General features: G+C 74.5%; 18 protein-coding genes and 1 tRNA gene. 10 read left to right on the forward strand and 9 right to left on the reverse strand.

The features are described 5' to 3' along the window. Positions 1 to 38 precede the first annotated feature (38 nt). From ACZ58X_RS23855 to ACZ58X_RS23870, 4 genes are all read left to right on the forward strand, one after another. Complete coding sequence (locus tag ACZ58X_RS23855) at positions 39 to 1,067, forward strand: XRE family transcriptional regulator (protein ID WP_470335630.1); 1,029 nt, start codon at positions 39 to 41, stop codon at positions 1,065 to 1,067. A 202-nt stretch (positions 1,068 to 1,269) separates the two neighbouring features. Beyond that, positions 1,270 to 1,740: a VOC family protein gene (locus ACZ58X_RS23860; protein WP_470335631.1), complete on the forward strand. Its 471-nt coding sequence runs from the start codon at positions 1,270 to 1,272 to the stop codon at positions 1,738 to 1,740. Between the two features lie 8 nt (positions 1,741 to 1,748). Continuing rightward, positions 1,749 to 2,660, forward strand: a complete 912-nt coding sequence (locus ACZ58X_RS23865) for a pyridoxamine 5'-phosphate oxidase family protein (protein ID WP_470335632.1) — start codon at positions 1,749 to 1,751, stop codon at positions 2,658 to 2,660. Positions 2,661 to 2,893: 233 nt separating this feature from the next. Beyond that, a complete protein-coding gene (locus ACZ58X_RS23870) occupies positions 2,894 to 3,964 on the forward strand; it encodes a peptidoglycan-binding protein (RefSeq protein WP_470335633.1) in 1,071 nt (356 codons plus the stop codon). A gap of 9 nt (positions 3,965 to 3,973) precedes the next feature. Here ACZ58X_RS23870 and ACZ58X_RS23875 read toward each other — a convergent pair whose 3' ends face one another. Further along, positions 3,974 to 4,717 carry a TrmH family RNA methyltransferase gene (locus ACZ58X_RS23875; RefSeq protein WP_470335634.1) on the reverse strand — a complete coding sequence of 248 codons (744 nt, stop codon included), beginning with the start codon at positions 4,715 to 4,717 and terminating at the stop codon, positions 3,974 to 3,976. Positions 4,718 to 4,722: 5 nt separating this feature from the next. Continuing rightward, positions 4,723 to 5,358 carry a TetR family transcriptional regulator gene (locus ACZ58X_RS23880; protein WP_470335635.1) on the reverse strand — a complete coding sequence of 212 codons (636 nt, stop codon included), beginning with the start codon at positions 5,356 to 5,358 and terminating at the stop codon, positions 4,723 to 4,725. A 97-nt stretch (positions 5,359 to 5,455) separates the two neighbouring features. On the opposite strand from ACZ58X_RS23880, the gene ACZ58X_RS23885 reads away from it, so the two are divergent. Next, positions 5,456 to 6,112, forward strand: a complete 657-nt coding sequence (locus ACZ58X_RS23885; RefSeq protein ID WP_470335636.1) for a hypothetical protein — start codon at positions 5,456 to 5,458, stop codon at positions 6,110 to 6,112. A 90-nt stretch (positions 6,113 to 6,202) separates the two neighbouring features. On the opposite strand, the gene ACZ58X_RS23890 is transcribed toward ACZ58X_RS23885, so the two are convergent. From ACZ58X_RS23890 to ACZ58X_RS23905, 4 genes are all read right to left on the reverse strand, one after another. Continuing rightward, a complete protein-coding gene (locus ACZ58X_RS23890) occupies positions 6,203 to 8,332 on the reverse strand; it encodes an FUSC family protein (RefSeq protein ID WP_470335637.1) in 2,130 nt (709 codons plus the stop codon). A gap of 20 nt (positions 8,333 to 8,352) precedes the next feature. Beyond that, the gene (locus ACZ58X_RS23895) at positions 8,353 to 9,462 is read right to left on the reverse strand and encodes an HTTM domain-containing protein (RefSeq protein ID WP_470335671.1); all 1,110 of its coding nucleotides are present in this window, start codon (positions 9,460 to 9,462) and stop codon (positions 8,353 to 8,355) included. 218 nt (positions 9,463 to 9,680) lie between these two features. Continuing rightward, positions 9,681 to 10,340, reverse strand: coding sequence for a DUF5819 family protein (locus ACZ58X_RS23900; protein ID WP_470335638.1), 660 nt, complete (start codon positions 10,338 to 10,340; stop codon positions 9,681 to 9,683). A gap of 102 nt (positions 10,341 to 10,442) precedes the next feature. Beyond that, positions 10,443 to 11,672: a rhodanese-like domain-containing protein gene (locus tag ACZ58X_RS23905; RefSeq protein WP_470335639.1), complete on the reverse strand. Its 1,230-nt coding sequence runs from the start codon at positions 11,670 to 11,672 to the stop codon at positions 10,443 to 10,445. 216 nt (positions 11,673 to 11,888) lie between these two features. Here ACZ58X_RS23905 and ACZ58X_RS23910 point away from each other — a divergent pair, with 216 nt between their 5' ends. Then, complete coding sequence (locus ACZ58X_RS23910) at positions 11,889 to 14,723, forward strand: ATP-binding SpoIIE family protein phosphatase (protein WP_470335640.1); 2,835 nt, start codon at positions 11,889 to 11,891, stop codon at positions 14,721 to 14,723. 55 nt (positions 14,724 to 14,778) lie between these two features. On the opposite strand, the gene ACZ58X_RS23915 is transcribed toward ACZ58X_RS23910, so the two are convergent. Then, positions 14,779 to 15,468: a hypothetical protein gene (locus tag ACZ58X_RS23915; RefSeq protein ID WP_470335641.1), complete on the reverse strand. Its 690-nt coding sequence runs from the start codon at positions 15,466 to 15,468 to the stop codon at positions 14,779 to 14,781. Positions 15,469 to 15,764: 296 nt separating this feature from the next. Then, positions 15,765 to 17,594, reverse strand: a complete 1,830-nt coding sequence (locus ACZ58X_RS23920) for a phosphatidylglycerol lysyltransferase domain-containing protein (RefSeq protein WP_470335642.1) — start codon at positions 17,592 to 17,594, stop codon at positions 15,765 to 15,767. Between the two features lie 342 nt (positions 17,595 to 17,936). On the opposite strand from ACZ58X_RS23920, the gene ACZ58X_RS23925 reads away from it, so the two are divergent. Both ACZ58X_RS23925 and ACZ58X_RS23930 read left to right on the forward strand, forming a co-directional pair. After that, positions 17,937 to 18,587, forward strand: a complete 651-nt coding sequence (locus ACZ58X_RS23925; RefSeq protein ID WP_459647961.1) for a response regulator — start codon at positions 17,937 to 17,939, stop codon at positions 18,585 to 18,587. Then, a complete protein-coding gene (locus ACZ58X_RS23930; protein ID WP_470335643.1) occupies positions 18,584 to 19,732 on the forward strand; it encodes a sensor histidine kinase in 1,149 nt (382 codons plus the stop codon). Before ACZ58X_RS23925 ends, ACZ58X_RS23930 begins: the two co-directional genes overlap by 4 nt. An 88-nt stretch (positions 19,733 to 19,820) precedes the next feature. On the opposite strand, the gene ACZ58X_RS23935 is transcribed toward ACZ58X_RS23930, so the two are convergent. After that, positions 19,821 to 19,904 (reverse strand) — tRNA-Leu (locus ACZ58X_RS23935). A 433-nt stretch (positions 19,905 to 20,337) separates the two neighbouring features. Between ACZ58X_RS23935 and ACZ58X_RS23940 the strand changes: the two genes are divergently transcribed. Continuing rightward, on the forward strand, positions 20,338 to 21,189 hold the full coding sequence (locus ACZ58X_RS23940) for a DUF3662 and FHA domain-containing protein (RefSeq protein ID WP_360242891.1): 852 nt from the start codon (positions 20,338 to 20,340) through the stop codon (positions 21,187 to 21,189). A 46-nt stretch (positions 21,190 to 21,235) separates the two neighbouring features. Then, on the forward strand, positions 21,236 to 21,793 hold the full coding sequence (locus tag ACZ58X_RS23945; RefSeq protein WP_470335644.1) for an FHA domain-containing protein FhaB/FipA: 558 nt from the start codon (positions 21,236 to 21,238) through the stop codon (positions 21,791 to 21,793). Positions 21,794 to 21,830 lie beyond the last annotated feature (37 nt).

Below are 21,830 nucleotides of genomic sequence, written 5' to 3' on the forward strand. Positions count from 1 at the left end.
CGGTGCCACCGAAGTCACCTGGTGGGGAGGTTCACCGCATGGCCGCACAGCAGCCTCAGGACGCCGCGCGGCTGCGGCTGGTCGGATCGCGTACGGAGCGCCCCGACCCGCCCCCCGTCCCGGCTCCCGCCCCCAGCCCGGGCCCCCCGGCGCCGTCCGCCGGCCGCCCCGCCCCGGCCGGCGGCTTCGCGGACGCCCTGCACCTGGCCATCGAGGCCAGCGGCCTCAGCCTGGACCGGATCCGCGCCGCACTCGCCCAACGCGGCGTCAGGGTCAGTGTCACGACGCTCAGTTACTGGCGCCGCGGCCGCAGCCAGCCCGAGCGGGCCAGCTCGCTGCGCGCCGTCCACCTGCTGGAGGAACTGCTCGGCCTGCCGCACAGCGCGCTCTCCTCGCTGCTCGGCCCGCCCCGCCCGCGCGGCCGCTGGGCCGCCGCCGCCAACACCCTCCACCTCGGACTGGAGGACGTCTGGCCGGGCGAGCAGGAGATCGCCGAGATCTTCGCCGAACTGGACGCCCCGCCGGCCGGCGAGCTGGAGCGGCTCAGCATCCACGACTCGTACTACGTGGACGCCGAGCGCCGGGCCAACCTGCTGCGGATGCGCCAGGTGGTGCGCGCCACGGTCGGCGGCGTCGGCCGCTGCCTGGTCGTGCACAAGGCCGACGAGGAGGCCACCGGCTGCCCGGAGATCACCTCGGTGCGGCACGGCCGGCTCGGCCGGGTCCGCCGCCGCCCGGAGGTCGGCCTGACCGTCGCCGAGCTGATGCTGGACCGCCCGCTCGGGCTCGGCGACAGCACGGTCTTCGAGTACGAGGTGGAGATCCCGCCCGGCGGCCCGACCATGGAGTACAGCCGCCGCTTCGCCACCACGGTGCGCGAGTACGTGCTCCAGGTGCACTTCGACCCGGCGGCCGTCCCGGTGCACTGCGAGCGCTACGACCGCGAGCCGGGCGCGGACGTCGACCACCGCCGCGAGCAACTGTGGATCGGCGCCTCGGCGAGCGCCCACGTGCTGGCCCCGGACCAGCAGCCCGGCCACATCGGCATCCGCTGGGAATGGCCGTAGGCCCCGCCCCCCGAAGTCCCACCGAAGCCCCATCGAAGCCCCGTCGGACCACCACCAGGTCCGGCGGGGCTTCCGCGTGCCACCCCGAAAACCTAACCCCTTCAAGCGAGCACAGTGGTTGACGCCCCATCATCTAACCCATAATCTCATCAGTACCGGTTAGGCAGTCGCCCCGCCGGAACCCACCCGGGAGGGACCAGGCATGTCCGGCACCACCGCACTCCGCACCCTGCAGACCGGCCACGTGGGCCTCAACGTCACCGACCTCGACCGCTCGGTCGACTTCTACCGGGCCGTCCTCGGCCTCGACCTCACCCACCGGGGCACCGACCCCGAGCGCCGCTACGCCCTGCTCGGCCGCGACGGCCGCCTGGTGATCACCCTCTGGCAGCAGAGCGCCGGCACCTTCCCCACCACCACCCCCGGCCTGCACCACCTCTCCTTCGAGGTGGCGGACCTCGACGAGGTCCGCGCCACCGAGGAACTGCTGCGCACCCTGGGCGCCGAGTTCGCCCACGACGGCGTCGTCCCGCACAACGAGGGCTCCGCGTCCGGCGGCATCTTCTTCACCGACCCGGACGGCATCCGGCTGGAGGTCTACACCCGCACCGGGCTGGCCGAAACCGCCGCCGAGGCCCCCCACGGCTCCGCCCCGACCTGCGGCTTCTTCTAAGGAGCGGGATGACCGCCACCAGCACCCCGTACCACCCCGGCGAGCGGCGGGCCCAGGCCCGCGCCGGAGTGACCGAGCGGGCCGACCACGCGGGCCGGTCGATCCGCGGCACCGTCCCGGCCGTGGCCGCCCGCTTCCTCACCGAGCGCCGGACGCTGGTGGTCGGCGCCGCCGACCCGGACGGCCGGGTCTGGGCGACCCAGCTGTCCGGCCCGGCCGGCTTCCTCCGGGCCCCGGACGAGCGCACCGTGACGATCGCCGCCCACCCGCCCGAGGCCGACCCGCTGGCCGGAGCCCTGGCCCGCCCCGCCCAACTCGGCACCATCGCCCTGGACCCGGCCGGCCGCCGCCGGATGCGGCTCAACGGCCGCTCGGTGCCGGACGGCCGGGGCGGGCTGGTGGTCCGCGCCGAGGAGGTGGTGTCCAACTGCCCGAAGTACATCCAGCGCCGCAGCCCGCTGGACCGCCCGGGCGCGGGCACGCCCCGCACGGTCGCCGAGGGGCCGGTCCTGACCACGGCGCAGCGGCTGACCGCGGCCACCGCCGACACCTTCTTCATCGCCACCACCGGGCCCGACGGCCGGGTGGACGCCTCGCACCGCGGCGGCTTCCCCGGCTTCCTGGAGGCGGTGGCGCCGGACACCGTGCGCTGGCCCGAGTACCGCGGCAACAGCATGTTCCTGACCCTCGGGAACCTGGAGCTGGACCCGCGGGCCGGACTGCTGCTGCCCGACTGGGAGACCGGCGGGGCCCTGCTGATCACCGGCGAGGCCCGCACCGACTGGTCCGAGGAGGCCCGGCGGGCCGCCCCCGGCGCCGAGCGGATGGTCGAACTGACCGTCACCGGAGTCCGGGAGATCGCCGATGCCACCCCGCTGACCTGGACCGATCCCGAGTACTCGCCCGCCAACCCGCGCTGACCGCGGATCAGGTTCGTACCGGCCCTACCCGCTCCCGCCGACGTCCGCCACACCCGGCGACCCTGGGGGCACCTCCCGGCCGAAGGCTGGGGGAGGGTCCTCACCCGTCCGGTCCAATCCGCCGCGCCGCACCCCGCCCGCCCTGGGACTTTGGTCCCGATGCCACACGGTCGGCCCGGGAAGGACCACTCCTGTCCCGCCGTCAGGCGCGCCGACCAGGAAGGAGGCGGAGCATGACCCTCACCGGCAGCCCCTCACCACTGCTGGAGTTCACCGAGGTCGCCCCCGAGGAGGACTGCATGTGCGGGGGCTGCAGCGCCCGCCGCCGCGCCCGGCTGCACGCCGCCCCGGTCCACGAGGGCGGGCACGCCGCGGCCCGCAGCCTCCGCCGCCGGGCCGCCGTCCTGGTGGCCGCCGTCGGCACCGCGATAGGCGGCGGCACCGCCGCCGCCCCCGCGCCCACCCCGGGCGGCAGCAGCACCGCCCAGCCCCCGCGGACCCCGCAGGGCGAGGTCAGCGGCCTCTACGGCCAGGACCCCGGCGCCCGCTCCGCCGCCCCGCAGCCCGCCGCCCGGCCCGTCACCCGGCCCGTCACCCGGGCCCAGGTCATCCAGCGCGCCCAGGCCTGGGTCGACCAGGCCGTGCCGTACGGCATGGACCGCTACTGGTCCGACGGCTACCGCCAGGACTGCTCCGGCTTCGTCTCGATGGCCTGGGGCCTCGGCAGCAACCAGACCACCTGGACGCTGCCGAACTTCGCCGAACGGATCGACCGGAACGACCTCCAGCCCGGCGACGTGCTGCTCTACAACAACCCGGCCAACCCCCAGGCCGGCTCGCACGTGACGATCTTCGGCGGCTGGACGGACTCCTCCCGCACCCGCTACGTCGCCTACGAGCAGACCTCCCCGGGCACCAGGAAGCGCTCCACCCCGTACGCCTACTGGAACAACTCCGGCTCCTACCTCCCGTACCGCTACACCGGCCTGTCCGGCGGCAGCAACGACGGCGCCGGCAGCACCGACGCCTTCCCCGGCGCGGGCGAGTTCGGCCCCGGCGCGAACAACGACTACGTCACCAGGCTCGGCCGGCTGCTGGTGCAGCGCGGCGGCTCCCGCTTCTACACCGAGGGCCCCGGCCCCCGCTGGACGGAGAGCGACCGCAGGGCCACCCAGGCCTTCCAGCTCGCCCAGGGCTGGCGCGGCAGCGAGGCCGACGGCATCCCGGGCAAGGACACCTGGGACTTCCTGGTCCACCACAAGGGCCGCGACATCGCCCCCGGCACCCCGCCGCCGTCCCCCTGACGCGGCGCCTCAGCGCCGGCCCGACATCCAGTGGAACAGCCCCATCGCCACACTCGTCGCCAGGTTGAAGCTGGACACCCCTTGCCGCATCGGCACCGCGACCAGCCGGTCGGCCCGCTCCTTGAGCTGCGCCGACACCCCGTGCCGCTCGGTGCCGAAGGCGAGCAGCGCGTCGTCCGGGAACGGCAGGTCCCGGATGTCGGTACCCTCCGGGTCCAGTACGTACAACGGCCCGGCCGGCAGCTCCGGCAGGTCCACCCGCTCCACCGCGGTGGCGAAGTGCAGCCCGGCGCTGCCCCGCAGCACCGTCGGGTGCCAGGGATCCAACTCGCCCGTGGTCACCACCCCGGTCGCCCCGAACCCGGCCGCCAGCCGGATCACCGCCCCGACGTTCCCCAGGTTCCGCGGATTCTCCAGCAGCACCACCGGCGCCCGCCGCGGCAGCCGCCCCAACGCCGCCCGGTTCGCCGCGACCGACGGCCGCGCCGCCAGCGCGACCACCCCGGTCGGATGCAGCCGCGGTGCCAGCCCCCGCAACCTCTCCTGCGCCACCTCCACGGCCAGCGCGTCCAGCGCCGGAACCACATCCGGCGCCAACTCCCCGGCCAGCGCGAGCAGGGCCCCGCGGTCCGCCGTCAGCACCCGGCGGACCTCACCCCCGAACCGCAGCGCGTGCTTCAACGGGTGGAACCCGTCCAACAGCACCGCGCCCGACTCGACCGCCCGCCAGTCCCGCACCAGCTCGTCGTCCATGCCGCTCACTCTCCCACCCCCGGCTCCCCGGGCCGCCCGGCGGCCGCGATCACCTCGTCGAACCCGAGCGGCACCCCGACCGGGCCACCCTCGGCGGCCAACCCGGCCAACGCGAGATCCAGATGCCGGTGCACCAGCGCCCCGTCCGCGTCCAGCACCGCCAACGCCCCCGGCAACGGCCGGGAGACCCGGACGCAGAGCAGCACCAGATCCCCCATCCCCACGTCCGCCCGCACCTTCCCGGCGTCCCGGGCCGCCCGCAACAGCTCCTCCACCGCCGCCACCGCCCCCCGTCGAACGGCCACCAACTCCCCGTCCACCACCAGCCGTTCGAGCAGCACCACGATCGCCGCCCCCATCCGCAGATCGGCGGCCGCGTGCACGAACCGGCACAGCGCCCGGTACGGATCGTCCTCCGCCCGCCGCGCCTGCTCCGCCGCCTCGGTGAGCCGGCCCAGCAGATCGGTGACCAGCGCCCGCACCAACGCCTCCCGGTCGGGAAAGCGCCGGTAGAGCGTGCCCGGCCCGACACCCGCCCGCCGGACCACCGCGTCCAACGGGGCGTCCGGCCCCCGCTCCAGGAACACCTCGCAGGCGGCGTCCAGGATCCTGCGCCGGCTGCGTTCCGCGTCGGCCCTCATCCACCACTCCCTAACCGGAGAAAAACTCTCCCCCTATGCTAGCGTCAGCAAACGGAGAAAAACTCTCCGTCTATCGCCCTCCCCGAGGAGCGCCACCATGCCCACCACCCCCCTCACCATCCACACCGCGCTCGACGGCACCCCCCAGCCCCGCGAAGCCGTCCTCGCCTGGGAACTCGACCGCGCCCGCGCCGCCCTCCACCTGCTCAAGCAGCGCCTCGGCGACGACCGGACGCGCGAACTCCTCACCCCCGACACCACCACCGCCGACACCGCCCTCACCACCTGGGCCCACGCCTCCCAGGGCCGCTGGCGCACCGCCGTCACCGAACTCACCGCCACCGGCATCGACGCCACCCGGTTCCTCACCTGGTGGCAGGGCCGCCTCCAGGCCGGCGACCGCACCGCCCTCCTCGCCGCCAACCCCGAGCACTACCTCGCCGACTCCACCGCCGACCGCGTCGAGATCATCGAAACCCTCGGCACCACCCCGACCCGCTTCTTCCTCCGCTTCCACGACGACGTCCCCATCCCCACCACCTTCCCCACCCACATCGCCGGCACCGGCACCCTCGCCGACGGCACCGAGGTCCTCCGCGTCCTCCACGAGTTCGCCGACACCCCCGCCGGCCTCCGCATCCGCCTCACCGTCCAGTTCCCCGAAGCCGCCCCCGACCACGTCCCCACCGGCCACCAGTGGCACTTCGCCTGCGAGTTCACCAACTGGCTCCGAGCCGCCCACGCCGCCGCCTGACCCCGACGGGCGCGCGGGCCCGAAGCCCGCGCGCCCGCAACAAAGACCCCAGAACCCGCACCACCCCACCCCCGGGAACCGCCCCCGGCCTCACCCACCCTCCCGAGCGCCCCCACCCACCCCGGCCCCCCGCAGGGCCCTCTCCAGATCCCGCAAGGCCACCCCCACCAACCGGGTCCCCGCCCGCACCACATCCCCCTGCACCCCGGCACCCCCCTCCCCCAACCCCTCCTCCAGCCGCGCCTGCGCCTCCCGCACCGCCGAGAACTCCACCGCCCGCCCCGTCAACAACGCCCCCGCCGCCAACGCCGTCGCCAACCTCAGCTCCTCCGCGTACTCCGCCGCCCCCGGCACGGGCTCCGCATCGGCGCCCGGCACGTGCGCCTCCAACAACACCGCCGCCCGCCCCAAGTGCCCCACCGCCGCCCGCGCCCGGTCGATCTGCCGCCTGGTCACGCCGGTGAGACCGGACTCGTGCCGCCCCGGCTCCGCATCGGCCCGCTGCATCGCCTGCAACAGCTCCGACCGCGCCTCCCGCGAGTCCAGCAGCGCCGCCCGCACCGCCCGCCCGCGCGGCGCCGCCGGATCCTCGTAGCAGGCGACCACCACCGCCGCGTACCGCCCGGCCGCCGCCAGCCATTCGGCGAGCCGCTCCCCGAGCCGCGCGGTCTGCCAGGTCGGGAACAGCGCGTACGTCAGCAGCGCCAACGACCCGCCCAGCAGCGTCAGCCCGACCCGTTCGAAGGCCGTGACCAGCGGATCCCCCGCCTGCAACCCCAGCAGGAACACCACGTACGAGGAGATCCCGACGGTGGTCAGCGCGTACCCCGTCCGGAACGCCAGATAGGCCCCACCGATGCACAGCACCGCCAGCGAAGCCAGCACCCACTCCCCCGGATGCGCCAACTGCACCACCAGCGTCGAGACGGCGACCCCGACCACCGTCCCGGCCAGCCGGGCGACCCCCCGGCTGTAGGTCTGGGCGAAGTCGGGCCGCATCACCATGGCCGCGGTCATCGGCGCCCAGTACCCGTGGTGGAACCCGGCCAGCCGGGCCAGCAGATAGGCGGCGGTGACCACCCCGGCCAGCCGGACGGCGTGCTGGAAGATCGCCGATCGCGGCCGCAGCTGCCGCCGTACGGCCCGCAGCGCGACGGGCAGCATCCGTGAGATCGACGGCTTGTGCAGTGCCCCGCCGGCGCCGACCACGGGCGTGGTGATGGTGTCCTCGTCGTTGCGGTCCAGGGTGTCCGCGGCCTTGCGCAGCAGCCCGCCGAGCCGTCGGGCGGACCGCCAGGCCGCCCCCTGCAGCTGTACCCCCTGGTCCGGCCGGACCAGGGTCAGCGCGGGCGCCGACCGGGGGAGCCGGACGGGGTCGCCGGTGCGGACGGCCCGGGCGAGGGCGTCCATCACCTCGGCGGCGGCCGCCAGCACCTCCCGGGCCCGGTCGCGTTCCGGCCCCTCCTCGGGGGCGCCGACCTTGGGGTCGGCGAGCGCGGCGAGGGTGGGGCGGATGCGTTCGGCGATGCCGCGCAGGCCGCGCAGTTCGGGCGGCCGGTGGCGGTCCTGCCAGGGGGTGACGGCGGAGGCGTGCCGGGCGGTCATGAACGGTTCCGGATCCACGTGCGCGGTCGGGTCCTGGCGCAACCGGCGGGCGTAGTCGGCGAGTTCGGCGTAGGTGTCGGCGAGAGCGGCCCGTTGGGCGCTCCAACTGCCGATCGGCCAGAGGGTGATGACGACGGCCTGGGCGACGCCGCCGAGGGCGGCGACCAGCCCGTGGCCGAGCGCGGCGGTCGCGCTGACCGGGAGTTGGACCACGATCAGCATCACCGAGAGGGTGTTCGCGGTGACCACTCCGGCGGTGGGGCCGATCGCCCAGGCGAGTCCCGCGCCGAAGGCCCACACCGCGAGCAGCACCGGGAAGAGCCCGTACACCCCGGCGGCGAGGTAGCCGAGGAAGGTGCTGATGCCGAGCCCGACCCCGGCCGCGACGGCCAGGCTGGCGCGGGGCCGGAAGCTGCGCTGGAAGGTGGCCGAGCCGGCGATGAACGCGCCCATCGCGGCCGAGGTGGCGAGCCCGACCCCGCCGAGGGCGAGCGTGGGGAAGAGCACCAGCGCCACGGCGACCGCCCCGCGCAGCGCGCGCTTGGGGTCGGTGAGCGCCCGGTCGAGGGTGAGTCCGGTCCGCGCGGTGTCACGAAGGGCGGCGAACCAGGACATACCGCCATCCTAGACAGGCCCTACGCCGCCGTCGGCCTCCGCCACCGCCGCCCGAGCCGCCCCAGCCGCGCCGCCCCCCACAGCAGGACCCCCGTCGGCAGGAACACCGCGTCCGCCGCGACCATCGCGAGCGAGAACACCGGCAGCCCGAGCACCACCGCGATCCCCAGGTGTTCCAGCATCAGCACCGCCAGCAGCACGTTCTTGACCCGCCGGTTGAGCAGCGTGAACGGGAACGCGACCTGGAGGATCACCGTGCCGTACGAGATCAGGAAGACCGGCAGCAGCGCCGAGCCGACCAGCGCGGACAGCCCCGGCCAGGGCGCGAAGTAGTCCAGGTGCAGCGGGTAGTACAGCGCCGTGCCGTCCTGCCAGCGCGAGCCCTGCACCTTGTACCAGCCGGCCGTGGCGTAGACCAGCACCACCTCGGTGGCGATGACCAGCATCGCGCAGTTGTGCACCATGTTCGCCAGCGCGTCGAGCACGGCCCGCGGCTCGCCCGCCGGGCGCAGCCGGCCGAGCGCCCACCAGGTCCCGGCGACCGCCCAGAGCCCCCAGAACAGCGGTGCCCAGCCGAGGTACGGGAAGGCCGGCCCGGTCCAGGTGAGGCTGTCCCCGGAGAAGCCGCCCGCCTGACAGACCGCCAGCGCCGCGCCGAGCAGTGCCCAGAGCACCACCCCGCCCCGCCCGGGCCGGGCCCGGCGCGCGTCCAGCGACCAGACCTCGGCGCACCGGGTGAAGACCAGGTAGACGGCCATCAGGTGGACGACGTTGTCGCCGCCGTCGCCGAGGAGGACGTCGCGGTTCTGCAGCGACAGCACGGTGACCAGGAACAGCACGGTGCTCGCCCTGGTCCGCCAGCCCAGCAGCACCGCCAGGGCGGCCAGCAGCGCCAGGTGGTAGACCAGCTCGAACCAGAGCCGCCCGCCGAACCAGGGCAGCACGGTGAACGCCCCGTCGTCGGCCAGCAGCCGCTGGGCGAGCTCCATCGACCAGGGCGAGCGGTCGCCGTACAGCACCCGCCGGTTGGGCCACTCGCGCAGCAGGTAGGCGAGCCAGACCAGGCCGAAGCCGATCCGCACCACCGCGGCCTGGTGCCGCCCGAGCGCCCGCCCGCTGAAAGCCTCCATCGCCCGCCCGAGGGCCGCGACCGGCCCGCGCGCCGCCGCGACCGGCCCGGGGCCCGCCGGGGTGACGGGCGGTCCGCCCTGCCGCGGCACGCCGTCCAGCAGCCGCGGCTCCACGGCCCCGGCCTCCACGGGTTCGACCTCCACCGCCCCGGCCTCCGCGGGTTCGACCTCCACGGGTTCGACCTCCACCGCCCCGGCCTCCCCGGCCGCCCCCTCGTTCACCCCAGCCCCCGGTAGTCCTCGTCCCCGACCGGCCACCACGGCAGCTCCCGCACCCTGGGCGCGGGCGGCGCGGCCTCACCGCTCCAGGACGGCGGCGGCACGGTCCCCGTGGTCGCCCGGAACTGGATCTCCAGCACCCGCTCGCCGTCCACCTCCCGGCCGATCCGCTGCAACGCGATCCGCTTGAGGTACTGCTCGGCGAGCCTGCCGCGCGAGCCGGTCGGCTTCCCGTCCTGGGCGTCGTGCGAGCCGTCGTAGAAGTCCCAGGCGCGGCGCAGCAGGTTCTGGTCGACGTGGCTGGGCGCCGGGTTGCCCCGGATCGCCGCGATGTCCTGCGCGGTCAGCCCGGTCCAGTCCCGGGTGCGGGTGGCGCCGCCGTCCGCGACCGTGCGCACCCGGGCGTCCACGCTGACGTTCTGCTGCAAGGGGTTGGGGGCGAACAGCTTCCAGTTCTGCTCGAACTCCGGGTAGACGATCCCGTCGACCTCGTCCCGGTACTGCCGGGACAGCGTGTTGGCGGGGGCGACGTGCAGGAACACCGCGGCGAGGAACAGCCCGGTGCCGCTGACCAGCACCGCGGCGGCCAGGCCGAGGACGAGCTGCGCGGGAGCCGACCAGACCCTCCCCGGGGCGGCCCGGTCCGTGGTCCCCGTCATGGCCTCCCCGCCCGGTCGGCGCGCCGCCGGCCGGTACCGGCGCGTCGCGCGCCCATCCTGCCCTACCCGTCACCGGGCGGGCACCGGGAGGTTCCGGAGGTCCTACAGGACGAAGGCGGCCTGGCCGGTGCTGCTGACCATCGGACGGCCGGCCCCCTCCCAGGCGTACATCCCGCCGTCCACGTTCACCGCGTCCCGGCCCTGCTGCACCAGGTACTGGACGACCTGCGCGGAGCGGCCGCCGACCCGGCAGAGCACGTACAGCTTCTCCTCCGGCAGCTCGCCGATCCGGGCGATCACCTCGCCGATCGGGATGTGCAGCGCGCCGTCCACGTGGCCGGCGTCCCACTCGTCCTGCTCGCGCACGTCCAGCAGGGCGGCATCGGCCGGCACGGAGGCGGCGTCGGTGGAGGGGATCTGCGCGAACATCGTGGGGCTCTCCTGAGCTCGGTGCGGGTCGGTGGAGTCGGTGGGGCCGGTGCCATTGTCGCCCACCGCCGTCGGCCGGTGGGCCGGATCCGGGGTGCCGAGCAGCCGCTCCAGTTCGGCCTGCTGGGCGGCGGCCTTGGCGAGCAGCTCCTCGGCGAGCTGTTCCAGCAGCCGGTCCGGGTCCTGCGGGGCGAGGGCGAGCAGCTGGCCCATCGGGGTCTGCTCCAGCCGGACCTGCTCGGTGGCGGTCTCGGTGATCTTGGCGGTCAGCCAGTCCAGCCGGCGGCGCAGCCAGCCCAGCCGGTCGGGGGAGTCGACGGCGGGCGCGGCCTCCGGCGCGGTGGACCACTCGGCGGCGAGGCCCTCCAGCGCGACGGTGTCCCCGTACGCGTAGGCCTCGTTGACCCGGACCAGGAAGTCCGCCCGGCGCTGCTGCTCGCCGGGGTCGGTGGTGAGGTCCGGGTGGGCGCGGCGGACCAGCTCGCGGTAGATCCGCTGGGCCTCCTTCCCGGGCCGCACCCGGGCCGGCGCCGCGGGCGGCGGCGGGACGGCCTCGTCGGCGCTCTCGCCGGACTTCTCCCGCTCCGAGCGCACCGAGTCGAACAGCGCGTCCAGATCGGGCAGGTCCTCGACCTGCTGCCGCGCCTCGGCGGCCCGGCGCAGGTCGTCGGGGTGGCCGGTGCGGGCCGCGACGGCCTCGGCGACCAGCGCGTCGAGTTCGTCCAGCCGGGCGTAGAGCGGGCCGAGCAGCTGGTGGTGGATCAGCGCGAAGTTGTCGATCTCCACCCGCAGCGTCTGTACGTCCACGTCCATGCTGAGCCAGGCCAGCTCGGCGGCGGCGACCCGCTCCTCCAGCTCCTGCTGCTCCGGGTCCGTCCAGCGGGCGGGGCTCTGCGCGGTCACGATCTCGCCTCTGTCTCGTCCGTCCGGCCGGCTTCCTGCGGAGCCGCCGCGCGGGCGGCCCGGCCTGCCACCCTACCGCCGCGTTCCGGGCCGCCGTCCGGGTGAAGCGGGCGTACGAACCGGCGCGCGGCGCGTGACACGCAACCGATCCTGATGAATCTCCCCGTTTCGGTGTCGGGCCCGGCCCGGTCCGTGCTTCGCTGGTATCCGCACAGCGTGCCTTCCTCCGGAGAAACGGCCGCCCCGGGCGCGGCGGCCAGGCGGGAGCAGACCGAATCCATGGTGGCCGAGTCCAACTCCACACCGCTTCCGGCGGGCGCCGAGACCGCGCCGGGCGACCACCCGACCGGCGTGGCCGCCCTGGTCCGGCTCGCCCTCGTCGTGGTCGACCGGGCCGGCCGGATCTCCCAGTGGAGCCGGGCCGCCGAGGAGCTGTTCGGGCACCGCGCCGAGGCCGCCACCGACCGTCCGGCCTCGGGCTTGCTGCCCGCCCTGGAGTCACGGGTGCTCGGCCGCTGCGCGGTGCGCCGGCGCTGCGACGCCCTCGACACCCTGGCCGGGCTGACCTCCGCCGGCCGCCCCTGGGCCGGGCGGCTCACGGTGACCGACCGGGAGGAGCACCTGCGCGACGTGCTCTGGTGGGCCTATCCGCTGCCCGGCCCGGCTGGCGGACTGCTCGCGCTCGCCGCCGACGCCCGCCCGCTGCGCACGACCGGGCCGCGGCTCGCCCTCGGCGAGCGCCTGCTGCCCTTCGCCGCGGCGCCCGGCGCCCGGGGCGGCTTCCACGGGCTGACCGCCGCCCTCACCCCGCCCGCCGCCGAGCTGCCCGAGCCGCTGGCCCGGCTGCTGCCCGCCGCCCTCCGGGCCCCGCTGCGCGAGGCCGCCGCCCTGGGCGGGCTGCCCGCGCTGCGGCTGGACGCGACCACCGTGCTGCCGGTGCTGCCCTCCGATCCGCAGACCGGCACCGCCCACGTGGCCGCGGGCCTGGGCCGCCGCTACCCGACGCCCCAGCAGCGCGCGGCCCGGCTCGGCCCGCCGCCGCAGGGCGACCAGTCCGCACCCGGCCGCCGTCCCCCGGGCCCGCTGCCCGGCCAGCGCGAACCGGCACCCCGAGACCCGGTCCAGCGCGAGCCGGTCCAGCGCGAGCCGGCGCCGTACGGCCCGGCCCGGCGCGACCCCGCCCCGCACGCCCCGCTCCCGGCCCCCGACCGGGAGGCACCCCCACGCACCGGAGGAGGATCCACCATCGAGCAGCAGGCCGCCGTCGAGTCGTCCGCCCACGGCCTCCCGCCGCGCCGCCCCGACCAGGCCCCGCCCGGCGCCGTCCCCGCCCCCACCGGCGCCGAGGGGCTGCCGAGCGGCCGACTGGGCCCGTTCCTCACCAACGGCCAGGCCGGCGAACAGCTGGCCCTGCTGAACGAGGTCGGCGGCAAGGTCGGCACCACTCTGGACCTCGGCTTCACCGCCCACGAGCTGTGCCAGGTGCTGGTCCCCCGGGTCGCCGACTTCGCCTGCGTGGACCTCGTGGACGGCCTGATCTCGGACTCCGAGCTGCCGGTCTCCCGCCCCGACGACGACACCATGCTGCGCCGGGTCGCCCTGGTCTTCAACCAGACCGGCGGCGCCTGGGACCACGTGCTCTCCGAGGGCTCGCTGGTCAGCATGCCGCGCCGGACCCCGCCCGGGCTGGCCCTGCAACTGAACCAGCCGGTGCTGGTCCCGGTGGTCAGCGCGGACGTCGCGGTGGACTACGCGATCGCACTCGGCGGCGCCCGGCTGGCCCCGGTGGTCTCCGGCCGCTCGATGCTGGTGGTCCCGCTGTCCGCCCGGGGCACCGTACTGGGCATCCTCAAGCTGCTCCGGCTGCCGGATCGCGCCCCCTTCGACGAGAGCGACGCCGCCACCCTCAAGGAGCTGGCGGTACGGGCCGCGCTGTCGCTGGACAACGCCCGGCTGCACCGCGCCGAGGCGAGGGTCGCCACCACCCTCCAGCGCTCGATGATCCCGACCCGCCCGCCGCAGATCCCCGGCGTGCAGATCGCCCACCGCTACCTGCCCGGCGATCCGAAGGCCGAGGTCGGCGGCGACTGGTTCGACGCGATCCAGCTGCCGGGCAGCCGGGTCGCCCTGGTGGTCGGCGACGTGATGGGCCACGGCATCCACTCGGCCGCCGCGATGGGCCGCTTCCGCACCGCGATGCAGACCCTCGCCGCCCTCGACCTGCCGCCCGGCCAGCTGCTGCGGCACCTGGACAACCTGGCCCAGAAGCTCGGCGACGACCACCTCGCCACCTGCCTGTACGCGGTCTACGACCCGATCAACCGGACCTGTGAGCTGGCCAGCGCCGGCCACGTCCCACCCGTCCTGGTGCACCCGGACGGCAGCGGGGAACTGCTGGAGATCCCGGCCGGCGCGCCGATCGGCGTCGGCGGGGTGCCGTTCGTCGCCAAGACCATCGACGTCTCGGACGGCTCGATGCTGGTGCTGTGCACCGACGGACTGGTCGAGGTCCGGGGCGGGGACATAGGGGCGGGCCTGGCCGCGCTGTGCGGCAATCTGATCGACCCGCAGCAGAGCCCCGAGCAGGCCTGCGACGAGGTGCTGCGCCGGCTGCACTCGGACGACCGCAAGGACGACGTCGCCCTGCTGGTGGCCCGTTTCGACGGGGTCGCCCCGTCCGAGGTGGCCACCTGGGACCTCACCGTGGACCAGCGCGAGGTCCGCCGGGCCCGTTCGCTGGTCCGCGAGCAGCTGGCCGCCTGGCACCTGGAGGCGCTCAGCGACACCACCGAGCTGCTGGTCAGTGAACTGGTCACGAACGCCGTCCGGGTCGCCCGGGACCGGGTGCAGCTCCAGCTGATCCGGGTGGACAAGCTGCTGGTCGAGGTCAGCGACGACAACCACAACCTGCCCTCGCTGGAACCGGCCGAGCAGCTCGGCGAGACCGGCCGCGGCCTCACCCTGGTCACCAAGCTCGCCGAACACTGGGGCACCGCCCGCAAGGCGGTGGGCAAGGTGGTCTGGTTCGAGCTGCCCCTCCCGCACGCGTGACGGCCGCGTACGGGGCGTTGCCCGTACGCGGCCGACACGGAAGGTGGAGGGTCACTCAGGGGATGACGGCCCCCGCCGAACGGCGCCGGGCCTCCGCCGCGACCTCCAGGGAGGCCGAGGTGGCCACCGAGGTGGCGGCGCCGACCCCGGCCAGCACCCGCGGCCAGAAGTCCCCGAAGACCTCGACCGAGACGGCGATCAGCAGCGCGGTGATCACCGCGACCACGTGCTCCAGGCCCGCCAGGTTCGGCAGCACGACCGCCTCGCCGACCATCAGCACCACCACCATGGCGGCGGTGAACCAGGCCCGGGTGCGGAACGCGATGCAGATCGCCAGCGCCACCACCGCGGCCGAGGGCCCGGTGTCCCGCACGTAGGCGACCCACTTCGGGAAGCCGAACAGGTGGCCCGGCCCCATCGCCACGCCGACCCGGGCGAACAGCGTGCCCGCCAGGGTGCACGCGTAGGCGACCACCAGCGTCATCCGCCGGCCGAGCACGACCTCGGCGATCGCGAAGACCACGAAGACCTGGGCCAGCGCTCCCCACACCGGCAGGTCGAGGGCCGGCACGTACAGCGAGAGCGGGGTCCGCAGCAGCGAGACCTCCAGCGGCAGCGAGGCCCGCACCACCCCGATGTGGTTGACGAACCGCTCACCGCCCGGCAGGTGCTGGACGATGCTGAACAGCAGGATCAGAAACGTCGCCGCCGTGGCCAGCGGAAAGGCGGCGAACTTCTTGCGCACCACCGCACCGCGGACCGTCAGGTACAACGTCCCCCACTCGGCGACAGCGGCCTTTCTGGCTGACGCCAGCGGCCCCTTTCGCACGCCCCCCGCGTGGGTCCTGTGAATCACAACCGTTTCTCCCGAATCCCCGAACTTGTCAGCTACTCCCACATTAGAAGCCTGTTAACAAATCCACATCGGCATGGATGGGGATCGAGGTCATCCTCAGGAGGGAGACGAATCCCCCCTCCGGACCCCCCGTACGACCGATGGCCTTCTCCGCCCCCGGCCCCCCTCCGCCCCCCGACGGAGGGCTACCCCTTCCCGTCCCGGGCCGCCACCGGCACCCGGGGCGCCACCACGGCGGGCCCGGCGTGCCGGCGCCGGAACAGGGCGGGCAGGCTCGGCGCGACGATGAAGCCCTCGGCGCGCGCGCTCGCGATGCCGATCCGCGGAATCTCGCTGCTCTTCTCGAACAGCAGGTAGCGCGGCTCCCAGATCGGCCGGTACTTGGCGTTCGCGCGGTACAGCGACTCGATCTGCCACCAGCGCGAGAAGAAGCCGAGGACGGAGCGCCACAGCCGCAGCACCGGACCGGCACCGAGCCGGGAACCGCGCTCGAAGACCGAGCGGAACATCGCGAAGTTCAGCGAGACCCGCTTGAGCCCGACCTCCTCGGCGCGCTGCAGCAGCTCGATGACCATGAACTCCATCAGGCCGTTCTCGGTGTCCCGGGCCCGGCGCATCAGGTCCAGCGAGAGCCCGTCCGGGCCCCACGGGACGAAGCTCAGCAGCGCCTTGAGCTCGCCGTCCCCGTCACTGCACTCCAGCATCACGCAGCGGCCGTCGCCCGCGTCGCCGAGCCGGCCCAGCGCCATCGAGAAGCCCCGCTCGGTCGCCCCGTCGCGCCACTCGTCGGCCTTGGACACCAGCTGCGCCATCTCCTCCTCGGAGATGTCCTCGTGGCGGCGGATCCGCACGGTGTACCCGGCCCGCTTGACCCGGTTGTACGCCTGCCGGACCACCCGCATCGCCCGGCCGTCCAGCGAGAACTCGTCCAGCTCGACGATCGCCTCGTCGCCCAGCTCCAGCGCGTCCAGCCCGTGCCGGGCGTAGATCACCCCGGCCTCCTCGGAGGCACCCATCACGGCCGGCGCCCAGGCGTGCTCGCGGGCCTCGGACAGCCAGGCCTCGATCGCGCCCGGCCAGGCCTCCGGGTCGCCGATCGGGTCGCCCGAGGCCAGTGAGACCCCGCCGATCACCCGGTAGGTCACCGCCGCCTTGCCGCTGGGGGAGAAGATCACCGCCTTGTCCCGGCGCAGCGCGAAGTAGCCGAGCGAGTCCCGCTCGCCCTGCTTGTCCAGCAGGCCGCGCAGCTTCGCCTCGTCCTCGGGGTTGAGCAGCTCCTTGCCGCGCGGGCTGCGGAAGGCCACGTACAGCACCAGCAGGAACAGCACCGCGCCCATCGCGTTGATCGCCGCGTTCACCCAGGTCGGGGCCGCGATCACGGAGCGCAGGTGCTCGGACGGGTTGATGGTGATCATCCGGCCGACCGAGTAGCGGAACAGGTCCCACCAGCCGGCCCCGTTCAGCTGGTTGGTGATCCAGACCAGCAGCGCGCCGACGGCACCTCCGAAGAACAGCCCGGCGACGAAGGTGGCCGCCGCGGTCTTCGGGTTGGAGCGGTCGCCCTTGGAGGTGAACTCCTTGCGCCCGATCAGCAGCGCCAGCACGAACAGGCAGGTCAGCACCGTGGAGACGTAGTTGAGCGGGTGCTTGTTGAAGCGCTCGCCGGGCAGCACCATGACCGCCAGGTACAGCAGGGCGAAGACGCTGCTGAGCGCCGCGTTGAAGATCCACGCGGCCCGCTTGCGCCGCCGCATCGCGACCGCCAGGAAGACCGACAGCACCGCGGCCGCCAGGCCGGAGGTCATCAGGTACGGGGTGAAGTACTCGCCCTCGTTGTGCTCGCTGACCTGGTTCCCCCAGGGCACCAGCAGCACGGTCGCCACGTTCAGCAGCGCCAGCAGCCTGAGGTACCAGACCGAGGCGGCCGCGGCCCGCGGGCGCCAGCGATCGAGCGGTCCGGAGGGCCGGGGCCCGGCGGAGGTGGCGGACGGCTCCGACTTCACAGTGGACGACACAGCTCAATTCCAAACGATCAGATGGTGGGGCGCATCCGCACGCGGCCCGGCGCCGGGCGCCGGCACGGGCCCGACGGGCTGACCGGCCACCCCCGCCCACCGACCGCCCGCGTCGAGCGGCCGACCGGAAAAGGGCAGCCAACTCCATGGTTCCGCACCATTCCTGAAAATTGCGTGAACCGGGTAGCGGATTCCCACCCCCGCCGAACGGCGGGGGTTCTTACCCCCCATGGGTTCGGCGCCCCGCCCCGGCTACCCCTACTCTCAAAAGCGACCCCCGCGGACCGACCGAACCCGGCCGCCCGAACCGAGGAGGCCCCCATCACCACCACCCGCGTGCTGATCGTCGACGACGAGATCCTGGTCCGCTCCGGCCTCGGCCTGATCGTCGGTTCCGCCCCCGACCTGGAGGTGGTCGGCGACTGCTCCGGCGGACAGGCCGAGGAGCACGTCCAGCGCCTGCGCCCGCACGTGGTGCTGCTCGACATCCGGATGCCCGACCTGGACGGCATCTCGGTGCTGCGCCGGCTGCGCGCCCTGCCCGACCCGCCGGCCGTAGCGATGCTCACCACCTTCGACACCGACGAGTACATCGGCACCGCGCTGCGGGCCGGCGCGACCGGGTTCCTGCTCAAGGACACCGCCCCCGAGCAGCTGGTGCACGCCGTCCGGGTGCTCGCCGCAGGCGGCAACATCCTCTCCCCGACCGTCACCCGCACCGTGATCGGCGGCTACGTGGACGGCGGCGGCCCGGACGCCGAGGCCACCACGCTGGCCCGCACCCTGACCGGCCGCGAGCTGGACGTGCTCGCCCTGCTCGGCGAGGGCCTGTCCAACGCCGAGATCGCCGACCGGCTCTTCCTCGGCACCGGCACGGTCAAGGACCACATCAGCGCGATCCTCGGCAAGCTCGGTGCCGCCAACCGGGTGCAGGCCGCCGTGCTCGCCCACCGGGCCGGCCTGGTGCGGCCCAAGCCCGGCGACGGAGCATGACGGCCGCCGACCAGCTGCCGTCCCGACGGCTGCCGGCCTGGTGCACCGCCCCCTGGCCGATGGTGCTGCTGCCCGTCCTCTACTCCCTGATGGACGCCGCCCTGGTCTCCCGGGACTCCACCTGGTGGCAGGTGACGCTCTCCGTGCTGGCCGCCGTGGCGCTGTTCTGGCGGCGCCGCTTCCCGGTGACGGTGCTGCTGCTCACCATGCCCGGCACCTGGGTGGAGGCGATCTGGCTGGCCCCGATCACCGCCGTCTACACGGTCGCCACCGAGCGCCCCAGGGCCGCGGTGCTGTTCCCCTGCGCGGCCCTGTTCACCCTGGTCGACTTCTTCCACTGGCCGCTGCCGACCCCGCTGATCGAACTCAGCCGGAACACCGCCCTGGACGCCATCCAGGCCGTGATGCTCTCCGCCGGCCCGGCCGCCACCGGTCTGCTCTCCCGCACCCGGCGGGAGCTGGCCGCCCGCCTGGACGAACTGACCCGCGGCCAGGAGCGGGAGAGCCGGCTGCTCGCCGAGCGGGTGCTGATCAGCGAGCGCGGCCGGCTGGCCCGGGAGATGCACGACGTGGTCTCGCACCAGGTCAGCCTGATCAGCATCCAGGCCGGCGCGCTCCAGGTGAGCACCGCCGACCCGGCCGCCGCGACGACCGCCCGCACCATCCGCGAACTGTCCGTCCGGACCCTGGACGAGCTGCGCCAGATGGTCGGCGTGCTGCGCAGCACCGGCGGCCCCCGCCCGGACGCCCCGCTCGCCCCGCAGCCCCGGCTGGCCGACCTGCCCCGGCTGATCGCGGAGAGCGGCCTGGCCGCCGACTCCGAGCTGAACCCCGGTGACCGCCCGTGGCCGGAGGCGGTCGAACGGGCGGCCTACCGCACCGTCCAGGAGGCGCTCACCAACATCACCAAGTACGCCCCGGAGGCGGTGGTGCACGTGCGGGTGCGGGCGAAGGGCCGCCGGCTGCGGGTCGAGGTCCGCAACGAGGCGCCGCCGGTCCGCCCGGCCGAGACCCTGCCGGGCGGCGGCCACGGCCTGGTCGGGCTGCGCGAGCGCGCCCAGCTGCTGGGCGGCACCCTCACCGCCGGTCCGACCCAGGACGGCGGCTTCGAGGTCCGCGCCGACCTCCCGGCCGGCCAGTCCTGACCGTCCCGCCCCGGCCGGGCCCTCCGGGGCGGGGCGGGACGGGACAACAAAAAGCCCCGCAGATCCGAAGATCTGCGGGGCTTCGCTGTGCGCGAGGGGGGAGTTGAACCCCCACGCCCTTTCGGGCACTGGAACCTGAATCCAGCGCGTCTGCCTATTCCGCCACCCGCGCATGGGTGTTGTCTTCACTGCCGTCCGTTCCGCGGAACCGCTCGGTACCATGTGGTCTTCGCGTTTCCCCGGTCCGGCTCCCTTCCGGGCGGCCCTTCCGACGTGGAAAACAGTAGCACGACCTGGGGGGCTGCTCCGAATCCGTTTCCCGGGGAGACCGACCACGTCCGAACGGTCGCGCGACGAACGGGCGAGCGAAGCGCGGTGCACGGCTCCGACGGGCAGACCTGGCGTGCCGTACCCGAAATGCGTCACCCTGTGTGTCCGAGCCCACCCCCCGGCACCACGCGGTCCGGGAACCGTACGGAAGGGCCCGGCGTGGATACGATCAGTACGGAAGTACCGCAAGTAGGCACGACCGACTCCCCCGAGGACACCTCCCCGGCGGGCCCCGGTCGGCAGGCAGGCGAACGAACCCTGGAAGGGGGTGCCCCATGGGGATGATGAAGAAGTTCGAGCAGCGGCTGGAGGGTCTCGTCAACGGCACCTTCGCCAAGGTGTTCAAGTCCGAGGTCCAGCCCGTGGAGATCGCCGGCGCTCTGCAGCGCGAGTGCGACAACAACGCGAGCATCTGGAACCGCGACCGCACCGTCGTGCCGAACGACTTCATCGTCGAGCTCAGCCCGCACGACCACGAGCGGCTGAGCCCCTACTCGGGGCAGCTCGGCACCGAGCTGGCCGGCATGGTCCGCGAGTACGCCGAGGCCCAGCGGTACTCCTTCATGGGCCCGCTCCAGGTGAACCTGGAGAAGGCCGACGACCTGGACACCGGCCTCTACCGGGTGCGCAGCCGCACCCTGGCCTCCGAGGAGCCCCAGCAGTTCGCCCCGCAGCAGCCCGGCTACGACCGCCAGCCGGCCGCACCGGCCCCCGGCGCACCGTGGCAGCAGGGCGGCGCCGGGCAGTACAACGCGCCCCCGCCGCCGGCCGCGCCCCCCGCGATGCCCCCGGGCCCGCCGGCCGGCGGCAACGTCCGCGCCTTCCCCGGAGCCGGCCACGGCACCTCGGTCCGCCGCTGGATCGAGGTGAACGGCGCCCGCCACCAGATCACCGGCGCGGCCTGCGTGCTCGGCCGCTCGACCGAGGCGGACGTGCGGATCGACGACCCCGGGGTCTCCCGCAAGCACGCCGAGATCCGCCCGGGCACCCCTTCGATGGTCCTCGACCTGGGCTCCACCAACGGCATCGTGGTGGACGGGCAGCACACCCAGCGCGCTACGCTCCGCGACGGCTCCCGAATCGTCGTGGGCTCCACCACCATCGTCTACCGGCAGGTCGAAGGGTAGTGTCCGAGTTGTTCGCGCGCCTCGCTCACCGACTGGCGGGACGGCCATGTCAGAACTGACCCTCACGGTCATGCGGCTGGGCTTCCTGGCCGTGCTGTGGCTGTTCGTCATCGTCGCGATCCAGGTGATCCGCAGCGACCTGTTCGGTACCAAGGTGAACCCCCGCAGCTCCCGTCGCGGCGGCGGTGCCGCCCCCGCGTCCGGTGCCGCGGCGGCGACCGCCACGGCACCCGGACGTCCCGCGGCCCCCGCCCCCGGCAACAGCGCCCCGGCGGCCCCGACCCAGGGCGGCGGCGGCCGCCGCCGCGGCGCCCCGACCCAGCTGGTGGTCGTCCAGGGCTCGCTGGCCGGGACGACGGTCGCGCTGCAGGGCCAGACCATCACACTGGGCCGCGCGCACGACTCGACCATCGTGCTGGACGACGACTACGCGTCCTCCCGGCATGCCAGGATCTATCCGGATCAGACTGGGCAGTGGACGGTCGAGGATCTAGGCTCCACCAACGGCACCTATCTGGACCGGCAGCGCCTGACCGCGCCCACTCCGCTCCAGCCGGGCACGCCGATCCGTATCGGCAGGACCGTCATCGAACTGCGGAAGTAGTAGCGCATGAGGGACAGCATCCCGTCCAAGACCCAGA

It is taken from the genome of Kitasatospora sp. NPDC040550 (assembly GCF_055594965.1).

What these genes read in the sequence shown, in the direction of transcription:
- ACZ58X_RS23855 (WP_470335630.1), top strand. Translation starts at nt 39, where the DNA reads ATGGCCGCACAGCAGCCTCAGGACGCCGCGCGGCTGCGGCTGGTCGGA.
- ACZ58X_RS23860 (WP_470335631.1), top strand. Translation starts at nt 1,270, where the DNA reads ATGTCCGGCACCACCGCACTCCGCACCCTGCAGACCGGCCACGTGGGC.
- ACZ58X_RS23865 (WP_470335632.1), top strand. Translation starts at nt 1,749, where the DNA reads ATGACCGCCACCAGCACCCCGTACCACCCCGGCGAGCGGCGGGCCCAG.
- ACZ58X_RS23870 (WP_470335633.1), top strand. Translation starts at nt 2,894, where the DNA reads ATGACCCTCACCGGCAGCCCCTCACCACTGCTGGAGTTCACCGAGGTC.
- ACZ58X_RS23875 (WP_470335634.1), bottom strand. Translation starts at nt 4,717, where the DNA reads ATGGACGACGAGCTGGTGCGGGACTGGCGGGCGGTCGAGTCGGGCGCG.
- ACZ58X_RS23880 (WP_470335635.1), bottom strand. Translation starts at nt 5,358, where the DNA reads ATGAGGGCCGACGCGGAACGCAGCCGGCGCAGGATCCTGGACGCCGCC.
- ACZ58X_RS23885 (WP_470335636.1), top strand. Translation starts at nt 5,456, where the DNA reads ATGCCCACCACCCCCCTCACCATCCACACCGCGCTCGACGGCACCCCC.
- ACZ58X_RS23890 (WP_470335637.1), bottom strand. Translation starts at nt 8,332, where the DNA reads ATGTCCTGGTTCGCCGCCCTTCGTGACACCGCGCGGACCGGACTCACC.
- ACZ58X_RS23895 (WP_470335671.1), bottom strand. Translation starts at nt 9,462, where the DNA reads ATGGAGGCTTTCAGCGGGCGGGCGCTCGGGCGGCACCAGGCCGCGGTG.
- ACZ58X_RS23900 (WP_470335638.1), bottom strand. Translation starts at nt 10,340, where the DNA reads ATGACGGGGACCACGGACCGGGCCGCCCCGGGGAGGGTCTGGTCGGCT.
- ACZ58X_RS23930 (WP_470335643.1), top strand. Translation starts at nt 18,584, where the DNA reads ATGACGGCCGCCGACCAGCTGCCGTCCCGACGGCTGCCGGCCTGGTGC.
- ACZ58X_RS23940 (WP_360242891.1), top strand. Translation starts at nt 20,338, where the DNA reads ATGGGGATGATGAAGAAGTTCGAGCAGCGGCTGGAGGGTCTCGTCAAC.
- ACZ58X_RS23945 (WP_470335644.1), top strand. Translation starts at nt 21,236, where the DNA reads ATGTCAGAACTGACCCTCACGGTCATGCGGCTGGGCTTCCTGGCCGTG.